Source organism: Acidaminococcus nyctereutis, from assembly GCF_052216985.1.
Lineage (GTDB): Bacteria > Bacillota > Negativicutes > Acidaminococcales > Acidaminococcaceae > Acidaminococcus > Acidaminococcus fermentans_A.
Genome location: NZ_JBQOUY010000001.1, coordinates 205,782 through 224,296 on the forward strand (window position 1 = coordinate 205,782; position 18,515 = coordinate 224,296).

Annotated in this window: 13 protein-coding genes and 1 pseudogene; 1 reads left to right on the forward strand and 13 read right to left on the reverse strand. The window is 56.4% G+C overall.

What is annotated here, in order from left to right:
* The first annotated feature begins 276 nt into the window (after positions 1-276).
* A complete protein-coding gene (gene hydF, locus ACTUHY_RS01080; protein WP_442826265.1) occupies positions 277-1,497 on the forward strand; it encodes a [FeFe] hydrogenase H-cluster maturation GTPase HydF in 1,221 nt (406 codons plus the stop codon).
* Positions 1,498-1,542: 45 nt separating this feature from the next.
* Here the strand turns inward: hydF and ACTUHY_RS01085 are convergent, their stop codons facing one another.
* From ACTUHY_RS01085 to ACTUHY_RS01145, 13 genes and pseudogenes are all read right to left on the reverse strand, one after another.
* The gene (locus tag ACTUHY_RS01085; RefSeq protein ID WP_442826266.1) at positions 1,543-2,649 is read right to left on the reverse strand and encodes a hypothetical protein; all 1,107 of its coding nucleotides are present in this window, start codon (positions 2,647-2,649) and stop codon (positions 1,543-1,545) included.
* Between the two features lie 4 nt (positions 2,650-2,653).
* The gene (locus tag ACTUHY_RS01090) at positions 2,654-3,169 is read right to left on the reverse strand and encodes an HD domain-containing protein (protein ID WP_442826267.1); all 516 of its coding nucleotides are present in this window, start codon (positions 3,167-3,169) and stop codon (positions 2,654-2,656) included.
* A gap of 95 nt (positions 3,170-3,264) precedes the next feature.
* Positions 3,265-3,660 (reverse strand): OmpA family protein, encoded by a 396-nt coding sequence (locus ACTUHY_RS01095; protein ID WP_442826320.1) that lies wholly within the window; start codon positions 3,658-3,660, stop codon positions 3,265-3,267.
* 39 nt (positions 3,661-3,699) lie between these two features.
* Positions 3,700-4,320 (reverse strand): annotated as a pseudogene (locus ACTUHY_RS01100) (outer membrane beta-barrel protein); the annotation flags it as partial.
* 177 nt (positions 4,321-4,497) lie between these two features.
* Positions 4,498-5,667: a hypothetical protein gene (locus ACTUHY_RS01105; RefSeq protein WP_442826268.1), complete on the reverse strand. Its 1,170-nt coding sequence runs from the start codon at positions 5,665-5,667 to the stop codon at positions 4,498-4,500.
* Positions 5,668-5,674: 7 nt separating this feature from the next.
* Positions 5,675-7,063 carry an NADPH-dependent glutamate synthase gene (gltA, locus tag ACTUHY_RS01110; protein WP_442826269.1) on the reverse strand — a complete coding sequence of 463 codons (1,389 nt, stop codon included), beginning with the start codon at positions 7,061-7,063 and terminating at the stop codon, positions 5,675-5,677.
* A complete protein-coding gene (locus tag ACTUHY_RS01115) occupies positions 7,060-7,902 on the reverse strand; it encodes a sulfide/dihydroorotate dehydrogenase-like FAD/NAD-binding protein (protein ID WP_442826270.1) in 843 nt (280 codons plus the stop codon). The genes gltA and ACTUHY_RS01115 overlap by 4 nt, the downstream gene beginning before the upstream one ends.
* Before the next feature lie 90 nt (positions 7,903-7,992).
* Entirely contained in the window at positions 7,993-9,270 is a 1,278-nt protein-coding gene (locus ACTUHY_RS01120; protein WP_442826271.1) for an amidohydrolase, read from the reverse strand.
* A gap of 9 nt (positions 9,271-9,279) precedes the next feature.
* Positions 9,280-10,107 carry an S-methyl-5'-thioadenosine phosphorylase gene (gene mtnP, locus ACTUHY_RS01125; RefSeq protein ID WP_442826321.1) on the reverse strand — a complete coding sequence of 276 codons (828 nt, stop codon included), beginning with the start codon at positions 10,105-10,107 and terminating at the stop codon, positions 9,280-9,282.
* A gap of 5 nt (positions 10,108-10,112) precedes the next feature.
* Complete coding sequence (locus tag ACTUHY_RS01130; protein WP_442826272.1) at positions 10,113-10,784, reverse strand: HAD-IA family hydrolase; 672 nt, start codon at positions 10,782-10,784, stop codon at positions 10,113-10,115.
* A 148-nt stretch (positions 10,785-10,932) separates the two neighbouring features.
* Complete coding sequence (locus ACTUHY_RS01135; RefSeq protein WP_442826273.1) at positions 10,933-14,256, reverse strand: UvrD-helicase domain-containing protein; 3,324 nt, start codon at positions 14,254-14,256, stop codon at positions 10,933-10,935.
* 4 nt (positions 14,257-14,260) lie between these two features.
* A complete protein-coding gene (locus ACTUHY_RS01140) occupies positions 14,261-17,281 on the reverse strand; it encodes a PD-(D/E)XK nuclease family protein (RefSeq protein ID WP_442826274.1) in 3,021 nt (1,006 codons plus the stop codon).
* A 118-nt stretch (positions 17,282-17,399) separates the two neighbouring features.
* Positions 17,400-18,440 (reverse strand): hypothetical protein, encoded by a 1,041-nt coding sequence (locus ACTUHY_RS01145; RefSeq protein WP_442826275.1) that lies wholly within the window; start codon positions 18,438-18,440, stop codon positions 17,400-17,402.
* Between the last annotated feature and the right edge of the window lie 75 nt (positions 18,441-18,515).

An 18,515-nucleotide genomic window follows, 5' to 3' on the forward strand; every position in this document is an offset into this window, starting at 1 on the left:
TTCACATCCCTTGCTGCAGTCCATGCTGACTTAAATTATATCTAATAGAAAAAGAAGATGCCATGAAAGAAGCGATTTCCTAAGCGGTCCTGCAAAAACCAAACAGGCGTCCGCCTACAAACGATAATAAGTATACATGGAAACTATCTGAAAAATCAAGGGGTAGGCAAAACTTGCACCGATCTTCCGTTTATTGTATGATATCCATAAACAATATTTGTCTGTATTTTATCTAATGTTCGGTAAAAGCTGTATTCCTGAAGGAGGGACCCTTGTATGCCTGCATCTTTGAACGCCACCCCATCCGGGGAGCGTACCCATATCGGCCTGTTCGGCTGCCGGAACGCCGGAAAATCATCTCTGATCAATGCCATCACTGGCCAAGACCTGGCCATCGTCTCTGATTTTAAAGGAACCACCACGGATCCAGTCTCCAAAGCCATGGAAATCCTGCCCCTGGGACCGGTCCTGCTCACGGATACCCCGGGCATGGACGATGACAGCGACCTGGGCCAATCCCGGATCGATAAAGCCCGTCTGGTACTCCGGAGCACCGATATTGCGCTCCTGGTGGTGGATGCTGCCAGCGGGCTGAATGATTTCGATCGAAAACTGCTCCAGGAAATCCAGGCCCGCAAAATTCCCTATCTTGTGGTATTCAACAAATGCGACCTGGTTCCCTCTTTCACCCTGCCGGAAGAGCTGAAGGACCACAGCATGCTGGTAAGTGCCAGCGCCGGCACCCGGATCTGGGAACTGAAGGAACGGATTTCCCAGGCCCTGGGCAAAGAAGAAAAGAAGACACCCCTGCTCCTGGACCTGTTGGAACCCCATGCCCTGGTGGTGCTGGTGGTCCCCTGCGACGAAAGCGCCCCCAAAGGGCGGCTGATCCTGCCCCAGCAGCAAACCATCCGGGAGCTCTTGGACGGCAACTGCAAGGCCGTAGTGGTCCAGCCCCAGGAACTGCCTTCGATGATCGACCTCCTGGGCAGCAAGATCAGCCTGGTGGTCACTGACAGCCAGGCCTTCCATATGGTCAACCAGATGGTGCCGCCGGAAATCCGGCTCACCAGTTTCTCCATCCTGTTCGCCCGGTACAAAGGACAGCTGGCCTCCTTCATCGAAGGAGCCCTCCAGCTGAAAGGGCTGAAAGATGGGGATCCAGTGCTGATTTCCGAAGGCTGTACCCATCATCGTCAGTGCAACGACATCGGGACCGTGAAACTGCCCAACTGGATCCGGAAATTCTCCGGCGTAGAACCGGAGTTCCACTACAGCAGCGGCAAAGGGTTCCCGGATGATCTGACTTCCTTTAAATTGATCGTCCACTGCGGGGCCTGCATGCTCAACGCCCAGGAAGTGGCTTACCGGCAAAGTGCCGCTCAGAAACAAAAGATCCCTATGACCAATTATGGCATCGCCATCGCCTATATGAACGGGATCCTGCCAAGGGTCCTGGCTCCGTTCCCGGACCTATTGGAGAAGGTGAAAGGGTGAGAAAAGGGGGGGTGTTGCACGTTTTATGCAACACCCCCCCTTTTTTCATTGCAGATATCTCGCCGCCAGGTCCAGGATCTTTCCGATGGTTCGGAGCTGGTCCTGGTACTTGCCCATTTCCTGCTGGATGGCGGCGCCTCCCTGACCGTTCTGGGCGGCTTGGGCCAGTTGTTCCAGTTTGGCCAGGATCTCGTCCTGGTGATCCACCAGCTTCTCCACCAAATTTCCCACAATAGGGCTGTCCAGAGCCTTCTGGAGGGCCTGGCGCTGCTGCTGCAGGGTCTCGGGGCTGGTGGTGCTGCTGGGCACTGCCAGTGCCGGAGGCAGGGAACGGCCTGCCCCTGACGATTTCTTCCGGGTACCGGGAGCCGGTGTATCCGCCTCCCCACTGTCTGTGGCTTCCTGGACCTTGTCCCGGACCACTTCATAAAGGGGAGCCAGTGGCGTCTCTTCCAACCCTTGGGCGGCCTGGAGCACCGCTCCGGCCACTCCTACTGCCTGTCTGGCCTGTTTTTTCTTCGTCCCCTTCTGGAGGATTTTCCCGTAATACCCTTTCAGGTTGGTGATCTCCACGAGCTGCCAGTTCCCCTTGTCATTTTTGTGCATATGGAGCACCAGGGTAGCGGCGCCCACCGTAGGGTTGTCCATCTGGACGTTCACCAGGGCATCCTGGGGGTACCTGGCCCCGGGCTGGATGTCCTTCACCTTCAGGGCGGTCCATTCCACCGGCAGCACCTTGTCCGGGTTGGTTTTCCGGTAGGAATCGGTCCAGTCCCCGGTGAGCACCCCGTTGTGGATCAGTTCCTCCAGGTGACGGGAGATTTCGTCCTTTTCCCCTTCCGTGTAGCCATCTTCCACATCGTTCTCTCCCTGGGCGGTGAGGATGGCGTCATAGCCCTTTTCCACCACCCGGGTCAGATCCGTGTGGTCCTGGAAGGTGACGATGTCGTGCTTGTTCACCGATTCCCGGATCAGCTTCACCGCATACTGGGGGGTGCGGGTATAGTACAGGAAATACCATCCGGAAACAGCCCCCACAAGGACTGCCAGGGCCGCTCCCAGGGCGATCTTTTTCCGTTTTTTCTTTTTCAGCTGTGCCTGCTCCTGAGCACTCGGTTCCGGCGCCTGCGGCCGGGTCTGCTGTTCCGGCATGATCTCAGTCCTGCTTCCCCGGTGCCCAGTCCGTCAGATACAGTTCCCGGAACAGATTCTTTCCAATCTCCGTTTTGTACAGACGCTGATACAGGGCTTCGTTCTGAGGCCGGCCGGTGCCGTCCTCATAGGGATTCACCAGCATGTCCGCTTCGGCCAGGATCTGAGCGTCAGGTCCATCGATGCTGGCGTAGGTATGATGGTGGCCGATGAGCCAGAGGATCCGTTCTGCATCCTCTCCCATAACGCCGGCTTTGTCTAACATGGGGCGGGCTACATCCGGCCCCAGTTCTTCCTGGATCTTTCCGTCATTCCGGCCGAACCGGCGCTCCCCTTCATGGATGCCGATATCGTGGAGATAGGCGGCGGCTTCCAGCCGGAACTGAGTCCGGGTATCCAACCCCTCCCCCAGCCCGATGAGCCGAGCAAAAGCGTGGACTTTCAATAAATGGTGGATCCGTTTCGGGTCCCCCGCATCATAGGCAATGGCTGCCTGGGCAATTTTTTTCAAAGGTTCCATAGTAGAATCACGACCTTTCTGATAGGGATATTATAGGGGATGGAGGGGGAAAAGGAAAGGGGCTGTTGCTCGTGCAACAGCCCCCTTTTTCTTAATTATTTATGTTCCCAGATATCCACCCGACGGTTGTCGGCTTTGCCGGCTTCGGTGGCATTGGAGGACACAGGGTTGTTTTCACCCTTGTAGTTCAGCTGCATCCGGGAAGCAGCCACGCCGTTGTCGTTGGCGTACTTGGCCACGTTCAGCACACGGCGTTTGGACAGGTCTTCATTGTAGGCGTTGGAAGCATCAGAGTCGGTGTTCCCTACCAGTTTGAAGGTGGAATCCGGATGGGCCTTGGCCACAGCTACGAAGTTAGCCAGTTTAGCCGCTTCGGAAGCTTTCGGGGTATCCACGTCGGAATCGAAGTGGATGCTGTCCAGATAGTAGTCGTTGTATACATGAGCCGGAGCCACAGGTTCAGCTACCGTCGGTGCCACCGGTTCTTCCACAATAGGAGCCGCTTTCTTGTGACCGCCGAACCGATAGGACAGACCTACCAGGAAGCCCCGGTATTTGATGTTGTTGTCATCATCCAGTTTGGTATCCACATACCGATAGCCAGCGTTCAGATCCCAGTTGTCAGCAAAGGTGTAAGCCAGGCCGGCATCCCACTGGCTGGTCTTCTTGGTGCCCAGGGCGCCTTCTGCATAGAAAGCCAGGTTCTTAGCCAGGTCGTATTTGGTCCGTACCCCGAACTGAGCCACATTGTTGATCACGCTGTCAGCGGTCCCGGTGTGAGTTCCATGGTAGCTGCCATCAAAATCGTTGTTGATCCGGTTCCAGCCGCCGAACAAAGCTCAGTTCTTGTTCAGGCTGTAGACCAGGTTCACTTCGTTCTGGTCCCCGTCGGTCTTAAAATCCCCGGCTTTGGTCTTCAGGCCCCGATAGTTGTATTCCAGAGCCCATTTGTCGGACAGGCCATAACCCACGCCACCGTCAAAGTTCCATTTGGTGCTGGATTCCTTGCCTTCGAATTTGGCTTTGGGAGCCCAGGCTCCGGCATTCAGCTGCCATTCCCCCTGTTCCCAGCTGGTCTGGGGAGCCGCAAAACCCATGGAGGCCACAGATGCCAGTACAGCCAGCGTCACTGCAAACATTTTCTTCTGCATTGGAGATTCCTTCTTCCCGTATCAATTTTTTACCAAAAGAAAAGAGACCGGACTGGCCAGTCACTTCTTACTTTTTATTTTACACCTTTCAAAATGAACGGTTCATGAAGGATTTGTGACGGAAATGTAAAAAATGAACTGTCACATCTGTGGCAGTCCATTTTTAGGTCACTGGTCCTATATATCTTTTCCCGGCTTCAATCTGCTGCCGTCGTTGTCCTGGAGCAGGCTGAAGCTTTCTACCGACTGTTTGAAGGCTTTCAGTTTCAGATCGTAGTTGATGGTATCATCAGTCTGGTAACGGATCTGGTAGCCGTTCCCCTGGGGATTCATCAAATAAGTGTTTACGATGAATACCTTCTTCAGGTCCCCGCTGTCCGTACATTCCGCCATACTGCCGTTCAGGGTGCCCACAGAAATGGGTTCATGGTGCAGGATCGTGATATTGGGGGTGTACCGGATCACTTTCTGGATGAAGGCTTCTTCCGCCTCTTTCAGCCCTTCCGGAGTAGAATTCCCCAATTCCGCAAAGGTATCATCAGAAAACTCCCGGATCATGAGCCCGTCTGTATGGACGCTGCTGAGAGACCGGCCAAACAGCACATTGTCCGCTCGGAGGGTATACATCCGCCAGCCACTAGGGATTTCCATCTCATAGCCCATCCCCGGCACCGTCAAAAGGTTCACGTCCGTATACTTCACCCGGCTGAGGGTCAGATCGGAACACAAGGACTGGAGCGCAGAACGGGCTGCGGCTTCCAGGTTTTCCGGAGCGCTCACGTTCACGACCAACAGCACGTTCTTTTCCGGCTGGTAAGCCCGGCCGATGAGGAAAGGCCGGTGGGTCCGCAGTTTCTCTTCCGGTACCGCCACATAGGTATAACTGTCCTTTCCCTTTTTGCTTTCCTTTTCCTTAGGTTCCAGTTCTCCGGCAGTGGCCCGGTATTTCCGGAGCTTTTCTCCCAGGATTCCTTCCAGTGACGGATGGCTGCCGAAATTCCGGGAGCTGCCCTCATCCTGGATGGTGTCGTTTTCCTGGTCCTGGATCTTTCCCAGGAACTTCTTGAATTCTTTTTTTTGCTCTTGGGAATACTGTTTCATAGGGACGGAGACAAAACTGGGCAAGGTATACAGATCCGCGCTGACCAGGAAGTCTTTCCCCACTGTGAAACGGATCCCAGTAGAGGTATGATAGATTTCTTTGCTGCCAGGGGGCACCGTCAGGGTATAGCCCCCGCTGGCAGGTTTGTAGGTGTTTTTGGGCGCAGCAGCTGCCTCTCCCCGTGCCTGAAACATCCCCAGGCATAGGAGCACCGCTGCCAGGCCCCAGCATTTCAGTTTGTTCATTCCTGTGTTACTTCCCTAGTTTTTCTTTCAAGTAGGCGTCGATTTCCAGAGCTGCCTTCTTGCCGGCTCCCATGGCAGAAATCACTGTCGCCGCCCCGGTGACGATATCGCCTCCGGCAAAGACCCCAGGAATGGAGGTTTCTTCTTTTTCGTCCACAGTGATCAGCCCTTTCCGGTTGGTCACCAGGTCCGGAGTGGTATGCTTCAGCAGGGGATTGGGACCCTGGCCGATAGCCATGACCACCATGTCCACATCGAACACATGGTTGGACCCAGGGATCTCCACTGGGCTCCGGCGGCCAGAGGCATCCGGTTCACCCAATTCGGTCCGGACACATTCGATACCGGTGACCCAGCCGTCTTCGTTCCCCAGGATCTGTACCGGATTGTTCAGCATATGGAGCTCGATGCCTTCTGCCTTGGCATGTTCGATTTCTTCCTTCCGGGCAGGCATTTCCGCTTCGCTCCGACGATACACCACATAGACATTCTCTGCCCCCAGCCGTTTGGCGGTCCGGGCCGCGTCCATAGCCACGTTGCCGGCCCCTACTACGGCTACGTTCTTCCCTACATAGACCGGGGTGGCCATCTTCGGGAATTTCCAGGCCCCCATCAGGTTCACCCGAGTGAGGAATTCATTGGCCGCATAAACCCCATTGAGAGCTTCCCCAGGGATCCGCATAAAGTGGGGCAGTCCAGCCCCGGTGCCCACATACACAGCTTGGAAACCTTCTTCTCCCAGGAGTTCATGGAGGGTAAAGGTACGGCCGATCACCACATCGGTCATGATCTTCACACCCAGCTCCTTCAGCTGCTGGATTTCGTGCTGGACGATGGCCTTGGGCAGACGGAATTCAGGGATGCCGTACATGAGCACCCCACCCACCTTGTGGAGGGCTTCGAACAAGGTCACATCATAGCCCATCTTGGCCAGATCTCCGGCAGCCGTCAGGCAGGAAGGGCCCCCTCCCACTACAGCCACTTTGATGCCATTCTTGGGAGCCAAGCCTTCTTTCACTATATCGGTGCCCTCTTCCCGGGCCCGGTCCGCCACGAACCGTTCCAGACGGCCGATGGCTACGGGTTCTCCTTTGATGCCCAGGATACAGTGTTTTTCGCACTGGTTTTCCTGGGGACACACCCGGCCGCACACGGCGGGCAGGGAATTCTTGTTTTTAAGGATGTGGATAGCACCGTCAAAATCCCGTTCCGTCACCGCATGGATGAACTGGGGGATGTCCACGTTCACCGGACATCCTTTGACGCACTGGGGATTCTTGCAGTTCAGGCAGCGCTGGGCTTCATCCACCGCTGTATCTTCCGGATAACCCAAAGCAACTTCTTCAAAATTATGGTTCCGTACATCCGCCGGCTGTTCCGGCATAGGATTTCTCATTCCTCCACGCATCTGCAATGCCCCCCGCAACTGTATTCTACTGCTTCCTGGTCCTTATACATCTTGGAACGCTGCATCAGGTTCTTGAAATCCACCTGATGAGCGTCGAATTCCGGCCCATCGCAGCAGGTGAATTTGCTTTCGCTGCCCACCTGCACCCGGCAGCCGCCGCACATGCCCGTGCCGTCCACCATGAGGCAGCTGAGGCTGGCAGTGGTCTTCACGTTGAAAGGCTTGGTGACCCTGGCCACGTTCATCATCATGATGATGGGGCCGATGGCTACTACCAGATCCGGATGGTTCCCCTCTTCCAGCATCTTCTGGAGAGGATCGGTGACAAAGCCCTTGATGCCATCGGAACCGTCGTCCGTGGTGATGATCACTTCATCGCTGATTTTTTCCATCCGGTCCCGCCACAGGATCAAGTCCTTGCTGCGGCCTCCGATGATGGTGATCACTTTATTGCCCAATTCGTGATAAGCCCGGGCGATGGGATGGACCGGCGCCACACCGATGCCCCCGCAGACCATGACCACCGTGCCGAATTTGCCCATTTCAGAAGGTTGGCCCAGAGGTCCCAGGATGTGCTGGATATCATCTCCCTGGGCAAAATCTTCGCAGAGATGGCGGGTAGTATTCCCAACGGCCTGGACCATCAGGGTGATGGAACCTTTCTCCCGGTCGAAATCACCGATGGTCAAAGGGATCCGTTCGCTGGTCTCATCGGCCAGTACCATGACGAACTGTCCCGGTTTGCATTTGTGCGCAATCAGAGGCGCATCCACTTCGAATTCCCAGACTGCAGGAGCCAGCTGCAGTTTCTTCAAGATCTTTGCCACACCAAACACTCCTTTATTGTCGTTGATTGTTGCGGGGCTGCTGCAGGAGCACCAGCCCTTTTTAGGGGTCTCGAGACACGAGACCAGTCCTTATTTCCCCATCATGTCCTTCAGGCACTGCCCCACTTCCGCCGTGACTTTTTCCAGGTCGATGGTGGTCAGTTCCCCTTTGCGCAGCAGGATGTTTCCGTCCACCAGCACCGTATCTACATCAGCTGAAGAAGCGGCATATACCAAAAGAGATGTCCGGTCATGCCGAGGATACCAGGCAGGAGAATCCATGTTGTACAAGACGATATCCGCCTTCTGGCCTACTTCCAGTTTCCCCACGCCGGAAAGCCCAACGGCCTTGGCCCCCATCCAGGTTCCCATAGCCAGGGCTTGGGACGCTGGCACCGCTTTGGGGTCCCCTGATTGGACCTTGGCCAGCATAGCCGCCAGCCGTACTTCTTCCAGCATATCCAGGTTGTTGTTGCTGCTGGCTCCATCGGTGCCCAAACCTACGGTGATGCCCTTCTGGAGCATCCGGGCCACGGGAGCGATGCCGCTGGCAAGTTTCAGGTTGCTCTGGGGATTGTGGGCCACCCGGACCCCATACCGGGCCAGGATGTCCATATCTTCCTCATCTACATGGACACAGTGGGCTGCCAGGGTCCCCCCGTCGAACATCCCCAGGCTTTCCATCAGGGCGATGGGGCTCTTGCCGTATTTTTCCCGACAGTCTGTCACTTCTCCGGCGGTTTCCGAAAGATGCATATGGATCTCCGCCCCCAGTTCCCGGGCCCGGGCGATAACAGATTCCAAATAGTCCAGACTGCAGGTATAAGGAGCATGGGGTCCCAACATCACGGTGATCCGGCCGTCCTGGGCGCCATGCCAGTTCTTGTACAGCTCAGTATTCTCCTCCAGACGGGCTGCTCCGTCCTCCGCGCTGCTGCCGGTAAGCCCCCGGGAAAGCACCGCCCGGATGCCGCTGTCCGCTGCCGCCTTGGCCGTTTCTTCCATAAAGAAGTACATATCCGCAAAACAGGTAGTACCCGTACGGATCATCTCGGCAATGCCCAACAGGCTTCCCCAGTATACCGCCCGGCCGTCCAGCTTGGCTTCCAGGGGCCAGATCCGGTTCTGGAGCCAATCCATCAGCGCCATATCGTCGGCATAACTGCGGAACAGGGTCATGGCCACATGGGTATGGGCGTTCACCCATCCAGGGACTGCCAGATGGTCCCGGCCCTCCAATACAGTCCGCCCTTCCACCGGGTCTGTGCCCACATAAGCGATGGTGCTGCCGTTGATCCCGATCTGGAACCGCTTCCCGTCGCCGGGTTCCGTCAGCTCCACATCTTTCAGTACAATGTCATAGATCATAGTGCCCTGTCATTCCTCCTTTTTGTCCCCGCCGAACGCCTCCAGCCGGAAACCTCCATATTCCTTCAGGGCTTCGCGGCAATGGCAGGTCTGGTTCAGGGGACCGTCATCCTGCACATAGGCTTCGATGATGGACAGGATCTGTTTTTCCCTCTTTTCCATAGCTTCCGTCACTTCTTCGTGAGACAAGGCCCGGACCGACAGTCCCGACCCCATATTGGTCACCACGGAACAGTTGGCGTAGCAGATTTCCGCTTCCCTGGCCAGGACGGCTTCCGGCATATTGGTCATGCCAGCCACATCTCCCCCTAGACAGGCATACATCTTCACTTCCGCCGCCGTTTCGTAGCGGGGGCCTTCTGTCACTACATAGGTCCCCTGCTTGCTGTGCCGGAGCCGCAGTTTCAAGAGACAGCGGATCAGCCGTTCCCGGAGTGCCGGACAATAAGGCTGGGCAAAATCCACATGGGCTACCTGGCCGTTCTCTCCATTGAAAAACGTATTCACCCGGCTCTTGGTAAAGTCCAACAGCTGGCTGGTCACTACAAAGGTGCCAGGAGGCAGCCCCTGGTTCAGGGACCCCACTGCTGTAAAGGAGAGGATCTCCGTGACACCCAGCTTCTTCAAGGCAAAGATATTGGCCCGGTAATTGATCTTGTGGGGCGGGACGCTGTGGTCCAGGCCATGCCGAGCCAAGAAATAGATTTCATGGCCAGCAGCGGTTCCCTTCAGGCAGTGGGCCGGGCCGAAGGGCGTCTCCACCGTAAGCGGGGCCAGCTTCCCGAAAGCAGAAGCGTCCTCCACCCCAGTGCCGCCGATGATCCCGATGGTACGCAATGCAATCACCTCTCTGGTTTTGATGGTTCTACGAAAGAAAGCAGGTCTTTCAAGGTCCCGATGGTGTAGTCAGGCTGGATGAACCGGTCAAAGAACTCTTTCCGGAAAGAGGTCCATCCCACCTTCACAGTCCGGCAGCCAACCTTTTTCCCGCTGACCAGGTCATAAGGACTATCCCCTACGCAAAGACATTCTTCACCCCGGAGCCTTAAAAGCGCCAGTCCTTTTTCCATGGGTTCCGGATCCGGTTTATGGGCGGTGCATTCCTGGCACCCGATGATGCCATCGATGGAATCCTCCAGTCCCAGGCACCGGAGTCCCCTCTGGCAGCTGGCTTTGAACTTGCTGGTGACAATGGCCATGGGCACCCCGGCTTTGCGAAGAGCCGCAAGACCTTCCTTCACCCCGGGAAAGGGCCGGATCATCGCATCATGCCAGGCGGTATTATACTGACGGTAATAGGCCGTCATCCGGTCCAGCTCTGCCGGGTCGGTACAGCCGGTGAGCCCAGCCAGTCCCTCCCGCAGAGGAAGGCCGAAAGTGCTGATGATGGCATCATCTTCCACCTGCCGTTCCGGAACGAAATGGTCCAAAGTCTGGTGGAAAGTCGCCAGGATCAAGGGCGTGGTATCGGCCAGCGTCCCGTCAAAGTCAAATAAGATTCCCCGTACTGCCACAGAAAGCCTCCTTCGAACATACTACATCGGTCATTTTATCATGAATGGACAGAAAATTAAAGGATTTTAAAGGGGGCCGCCGCAGACGCGGCGGCCCTGTCAACGGTCAACGTCCAAAGGATGGATTTGCCAGCAAATATCTTGAATTTCATTCCGTGCAGAAGTACCGGTAGGGGCACCACTGGCATCCCTCTTTCCTGGCGGGGAACTGGTCTTCTTTGTCCCAAGTGAGGAGATTTTCCAGCAGGGCTTCCAGTTTCTCTTCTTCCTTCTTCCTGTCCTTCAGTTCCCAGCTGGAACAGTCCTGGAGGAAATGGAGCCTGGCCCAGGCCACTTTTTTCCCGGGATACAGTTTTTCCGCTGCCAACGCATAGATGGCCAGCTGCCGGGTATAGCCCTGTTTCTCTTCTCCATCCGCCGGAGGATGGCCGGTCTTATAATCCACGATCCCTAGCCGCCCGTCTCCCAGGGTCACCAATCTGTCCATACTCCCCTGGAACATTACCTGGCCTTCTTCTATCTGGAATAGGGGCAGTTCAAACTCCCTTTCCGCCTGGGCAGGCAGATCTTTCAGTGCCTGGTACAAGGGACTGGCACAGTACCGATCCACCAGCTTTTGGCCTTCCCGGCGGAACACCTGCTTTTCGGCGTCCGGATGGTCCAGCACCTCCAGGGCTTCATCCAAAGCCGTTTCTTCCGGCACTTCCTGGAGCCGTTCCAGCACTTTATGCACATAAGTCCCCAGTTCGATGGCCGAGATCCGGTGGTTCCCGGTGCCATAGGTTTCCTGTTCTATGCCGGGCATATGCTGGAAATAATGGTAGTAGAAGCTCCGAGGACAGGTATCGTATTCCAAAAGGGCGCTGGCAGACAGTTCCAGGTACCGGGGTACGGTCACCGGCTGGATCCTTTCATAGATTGCTGGATCCAAGGTAAAGACCTCCTTTTCCGCTTCCTGTCTTTCTTCCGGTGCTGCCAGGATCTCCGCCACATCCAGTTCTTCCCAGTCCATCTGGTCCCCGTTGGTTCCTTCCGGGGCGAACACCCGCTGGAGAGCCTGGCCCCACTTTTCTTTTTCCGGATCGCTGTCTTTTTTCTTTCCTTCTTTGGTTTCGTCCACGTTCACTAGGTACAGGAATCGTTCCGCCCGGGTCATAGCCACATACAGCTGCCGGTGTTTTTCCGCCTTTTCCAGACGGCTCCCTTCTTCCTTCAGCCGGGCATAAACCGAAGTTTCCCAATCGTTCCCTTCCTCATCCAGCACCTTTACTCCGAAACCTTCTCCTGGCAGGAACTGGATTCCCACAGTGTCGGGAGGATCTTTTCTGGAGAGATCCGGTAGGAATACCGCCGGGAATTCCAGCCCTTTGGACTTGTGGATGGTCATGATTTTCACCGCATCCGGATCCGCTTCCTGATTGGCCGCACTTTCCCGGGCAGAAAGCTGGCGCATGAGATTCAGCCGGTCTAGGAAATCCCGGGCAGTGCTGCCCTCCTCCATGGCCGCCTTGACTCCCAGGGCCCGCAGCTTCCGGAAGTTAGCCAGTTTCTCCCTACCTCCCCTCTGGGCCAATAGAGTAGGTTCCACGGCGAAACTTTCCTGGAAGCGATCCATCAGTTCCGGCAGAGACTGGAACTGGGCGGTCAGGCGCAGTTTCTCCAGTTTCTGTGCCAAGATGCTGTAAGGCTCTTCCAGGCTCTGCTGGAGGCTTTCCCACAGGCTCAGTTCCGGCCAGGGCTTCAGGAGGTCTGTCAGCTGCTGGTCGCTGAGCCCTGCCAAAGGAGAGCGGAGGAAGCCGGCCAGGGCCCAGTCCTTCCGGGGATTCAGGAGAAAAGTCAGCAGGTTGATCCAGTCCACCACTTCCTGCCGGTCGTAGAAGCCTTTACCGTCGCTGACCTGGCTCTTGATACCCAGGGCGGACAGGGCTTCTTCATACTGTCGGGAAAGATGGATGGCCGGCAGCAAAATGGCCATCTGACCGAAAGGCAGATGTTCCTCTTCCCCCAGCTGCCGGATGGCCTGGGCCACATACCGGCCTTCCGCCTGCTGGCATTCTTTCGAGCTGCAGTCTCCTTTCTTCAGGACGGCGAACACCGGCTTCCGGGAAGGGGGCTGATGGGCATGGAGGGGCTGGGCCGTCACATCGGAATCCTGATCCGTGCCCAGAAGATCGTCGAAAAGAGTATTACAGGCGCGGATGATTTCTGGAGCGGAACGGAAGTTGTCATCCATGACGATGTTCCGTCCCCCGGTGGAATCGATGGCATCCCGTACCTGCTTGAACACGCTCACATCCGCACCCCGGAACCGGTAGATGGACTGCTTGGCATCTCCCACCACGAACAGGTTCCGGCCCTGGAGGCTCCGACTGCTGCCTCCGCTGAGGAGATAGACCAATTTCTTCTGTTCTTCATTGGTATCCTGGAATTCGTCTACCATGAGGAATTTGAACCGATTTTTATACCGGAAGAGCACATTGGGCCGCTTTTCCAGCAGATCCACTGCCTTGGCAGAAAGATAGCCGAAGCTGTAGATTTCCCGGTTTTCCGCCGCATCCAGCAGAGCCTTGCGGAAACGGACGAGGACCTGTTCCCAGTGCCGTACCTGGTCCGCTCCCTGGGCATCCAAGGCAAGGGCTGCCAGCTGTTCCAGGGCGGCTTTAGCTTCCTTCACCAGATCTTTCACCTTCCCGGCAGCGGAAATAGGCTTTAACGCTGCGGCGGCCTTATCATAGCATCCGTCGGCGATCCACTGGTGGATTTGTTCCCGCTGGTCTACCAGGATTCTCAGTTTTTCCCGACTTTTGGCACCTGCCTGATCCCAGGCCCCCAGAAGAACATCCAGGGCCACTTCCGCGGCAATCTTTCCTTCCTCTTCTCCTGCCAGGCTGGCTTCATAGGGGGCGGCCAGCCCTCCCGGCAGGTCCAGGATCTCCGGCAGCTGGTCGATGAGAGCCACCAGGATCCTGGCCAGGCAGTCCGCCGGATACTGTTCCAACAGAGCCGTGAGATCCGGATCCTGCTGCCGGATTCCTTGCTGGAGAAAAGCACTGGCCGTCTCTTCCCGGAAAGCCCGGATCTGGTATTCTTCCTGGACGGTGAAATTGGGGTCCAGCCCCGCTTCCACCGGATTTTCCCGGAGTACCTGGGAGCAGAAGCTGTCGATGGTGGTGATGGGAGCCTGATCCGCTAGCCGGAGCTGTTCCTGCCAGTAGGTTTTGTCAGCCGGTTCTTCCGTAGCTCCCAGCCGGTCCAGGATCCCTTTCTGGACCCGTTCCCGCATTTCCCGGGCTGCTTTCCGGGTAAAGGTGATGGCCAGGATTTCCTGGGCGGTGGCCTTCCGGTCTCCCAGGATCTTCAGGAACCGTTCCACCAGGACCCGGGTCTTGCCGGAACCGGCACCGGCAGATACCGAAACGTTCCGGTCCAGGGTCGAAATGGCTTCCTGCTGTTGATTGGTAAAACTGGCCATGGCTTCACTCCTCTCCTTTCTCTTTGTCGGCAGTCCCGTAGGGATTTTCCCGGATCCGGCACAGATCCCGAGCCGGACACCAGTCAGGACAATTCCCTTCCGGCCGGGCGGGGAAATGGCCGCTTCGGATTTCCCGGACCGCCTCTTCCACCGCCTGGGCAGCTGCCTGGAGTGCCTTTTCCTTTTCCGGAGGCTTTGCTCTCTGCATCCAGGGGAAGGCCTTCTTCACGTCCTCGTTCCAGGTCCCCCCCATCCGTTCCCCGCTGCGAATCTGTACATAGCCGGCCCCCAGGATCTGCTCCTGGGAAATCGTCCCCAAAGTTTCCAGTGCTTCCAAGTAAAGGGGCAGCTGCACCGCTTTGCCCTGGAGGATTTTCTTGCCGGAAGGGGGCTGTCCTGTTTTATAATCCAGGAGGGCCCATTTCTGTCCGTTGGTGTCGATCCGGTCGATCTGACCGGAAAAGTACACTTTTTCCCCATCTATGGTTTTCGCCAGCTCCGGCCAGGAGCTGAGCTCCCGTCCAAAGCTCCATTCCACCCGGTCCGGCTTCAGTCCCAGCTGGTCGCTCTCTTCATAGGCGATTTCCTTGCGTAGCCAGTTCTGCAGCCACTTTCCATACCGTTCCCGGAGATGGCCCACAAGGGGGCTGGCAGCGATTTTCCTTTCCTGATACATCTGGTCAAAGACGGTTCCATAAGTCTTTGCCAATTCTTTTTCCAGATCCGCCGGGGAAAGGCCCGTCAGCCCTTCCTGCAGATGGTTCCCCAGAAAAGCCGCCAGGGTCTGGTGGATCAGGTCCCCTACGATATCCGGGGTGGGAAAAGCGGTCCGTTCCTGCCAGGGAGCCATTTTCCACAGCCGGGAAGCCAGATAGGCAAAAGGACACTGGAGCCAGTCATCCAGGGCGGAGGCGGACAGATGGAGGGGCCTTCTGACCAGATCCGGTACCGTCCCATTCCAGGGGCTGTCCGGTTCTTCCCACCGGCGCTGTTCCGTCTGGGATCGTTCCAAAAAGTCTGGCCCAGCCGCATCCAGTAAGAAGGCTTGTTCCCGTGGCCCCAGATGGGGCTGTTCGGCCAGGAAATCCACCAGCTGTGCCCGGCTGGCACAATGATCCGGAGCGTTCTCGTACACGGTCACCGGCAGGCAATCTTCTCCAAAGAAATTTCTAAGGTCCGTGATATAGGCGCTGGCTCCTCCTTCCTCATCGCTGTACCAGCTGAGATGCAGTTCCTGAGCGGCCAGAGCTGCTGCGGAGCTGAAAAAGTACCGGTCCGTATCCATAGCCCGGGCCGTAAGGTTCAGCTCCAACCCCAGGCTGTTCAGTTCCGCCCGTTCCTGGTCATTGTAAAGCCAGCTTTCCCGTTTCACCGCCGGGAACATCCCTTCCCGGATTCCCAGCAGGTACACATAGGGAAAAGAGGTCCCCTGGATCTCAGCCGCTTCCAGCACCGGTATGCCCTGAGATTCCCCGGGAGTCAGGACCAGGGGACCTCTGCTCAGAGAATCCTCCCAGAAGGTCCTGACCTCTTTTAGAGGCAGGATGGCCTCCTTCTGCCCCCACAGTTCCCAGGTGTGGACCATATCCTCCAGGGTTTCCCGGACAAACTGCTCGGTCCGGGTCAGCAATTTCACCTGATCCAAGTCCACCTTCCCGTCCTGATGGAGCTTGCCCCAAGCCTGGGGAAGCTGCCACTGGGCTAGATGATCCAGGAATCCATCCCGCCATTCTGCCGATGTATGGTCTTCCTGGAGGAAATCCACCAAGTCCCAGAACCTGGTACTCACCAGGTCCTTCCGCTGGAGGAAGGATTGGAAATCATCTGCCGTGGAAAAATACTGCTGGGTATATAGCAAATCCAAATTTCCCCGGTCCACATGATAGAGCACTTCCATGAGGGGGCACCGGAACAGAGCCTGCCACCGGGAAAGGTCCCCTTTTTCCCCGACTGCTGCCATGAGCTTGGTAAGGAAATCCGGCAAAGGCTGGCTCCGCTGGTCCACCACCTGGGGCAGCTGGCAGGGAATGCCGTATTCGGCGAAGGAACGGACCAGGCCCTGATAATCCGCCAGTTTGCGGACCAGGACCAAGATTTCTTCCGGCTTCACCCCTTGTTGGAGCCGTTCTTTGATGGAGGTGAGGGCCAGACGGATTTCCTGCTCCTGGCTCACCCCTTCTCCCAGGTGGATGTGGGGGGCGCCTGTATCAGTCCGGGCTCCCGGCTTCCAGTCCCTGGCAAGGGCCGTCAGGTCTGTCGGTTTTGAACTCACCGGTTCTTCCCGGACGGAATCGAACCCGTCTGCCAACAGATCCCCATAGATCTTTTCCGTCACCTGGCTCAGTTCCGGCCGTTTCGGATCGTAAAACAGTCCCACTTCTACTGAGCAGCATTGGCCCAAGGCCCGGATCAGCCGGAGCTGGACCGGATCGAACTGGTAAAATTCGCTGAAATAGCATTTTTTCCAGGGGACGCCCCCTCCCTGTTCCAGGATTTCCGCCGCCCGAGTGTAAATCCGTGGCAGATCTTCCAGCCCCAGTTCCCGAAGTTTGAAACAGTAGGCCGTATAGAGCCTGGCCAGATCCATATCCTTGTTTTTCAGGGCTCCCTCCCGATTCCAGGAAAGCAGCACCTCTTTGAAAATCTCCGGTTCCAGGCCATCCCGGGAAAATTCATCGAACAGGCCCAGGAGATTATCCTGAAAGCCTCTTTTCTCCATCAAACTGGAAAAATAGTCCAGCTGGTGTTTCTCTTTCAAATACGCCAGGACTTCCTGGATAATCTTTTTCTGGGCAGCCCGGTTCACCTGCTGGAAGCCAAGAGTCCCCCCGTTCCAGCGGAGGATCTCCTGGGGCAGGAAATCGATGGTGGCAGCCCGGATCACTCCTTTTTCGCGGATCCGACGCTGGAAATACCTATTGGGCACCAGGAACAGGGCGGAGCCGTAGGGAAAAGACCGGGCTTCTTCCAGGAACCGGTCATCCATGGTCTCTCCCAGCTGGAGACAGTGAAGGATATTGGACATAGTTGCTCCTTTCGTGTAAAAAGGGGGGTGCACGTGGGAAACTCCCACACGTGCACCCCTCGTCATAGGTCAGATGTATGACCTATGACGTATGACAGGCAGTCGCTCATGCAGCAGCTCACCGCGGGAACGTCAGTACGAAGATCTTGATTTCCACCAGCCGGGTCTGGGCATTCCGGACGAAAGCCAGGATCCCCAGGGTATTTCCATCGATGGGAGCCAGCTTGACACAGTTCAGATTGTCCCCCAGCATCTTGGAACTGTTCAGGTTCCCCAGATACTGCCCTTCCCGGGTCCAGAATTTCAAGGTGAACCCGTCGATGACCACCAAATAATGGTCCAGCACTGCCATATCGATCAAGTTATAGATAGAATCCTTATCCGTCTGGATGGGGCTGCCGAAGCTCCGGAGAGCCTTCCCTTTGTTAGTGAAGGCTTCCACCATGTTAAGGCCATTGGGCTTGATCCGCCCGCCCCCGAAGATAGTCCCATCCCGGGTGATCCGCACCTGAGTCAGGCCGCCAGCAAAAGGTTTGGCCCGATTGTGGAGAAAAGAAGGATGGTTCTTTTCAAAAGCCCCGTCCCGGTAATTGGCCAAGGTAAAATTATCATTCCCATAGAGATAGGCTTGTCCGAAAGAAGGCAGGAAAGCCACCCGGGTGGCAGTGGTATTTCCCTTCAGGCTGATGATATCATTCCCATCCCGGAGGGTATGGAGCCCTTTCTTCACATAGACCACATCCCCGTTACCGGCAATATTCACGCTGAGTACCATTTTTTCAGGAATCGTATAGATGCCTTTCTTGCCGAAGCTCCGGAGAGGAAACAGGCTCCCTTCCTTCCGCTCATAAGCCTGGACCGCCGTGCTGTCCCCATCCTGGCTCCGCAGTGCCAGGTAGAATTTATCATCCCGAACCACAAAACTGAGGATCTTGTCCACATCATAGCTGGTAATTTCCGGTGTATTGAAACGCTGGAGCTGGAGCCCTATTTTCCCCAGTTCCACCTTCTGCACCGGCTGGGGCTTCAGGTGGATGATGCGCATCTCGATATCCGTCCGATAATTGTATCCCACCACCCCCAAGATCACCAACAAGGTCAGGAGCAGGAACGTGATTTTGGACCGAAGCCAGGATTTTTTCTTTACATTCTCCGTCATGGGCAAAACAGCCACCCTCCTTTGGTTCATTCTTAACAGTATACCATGGGGTCAAGGCAGGGGCAACAGGGCCAT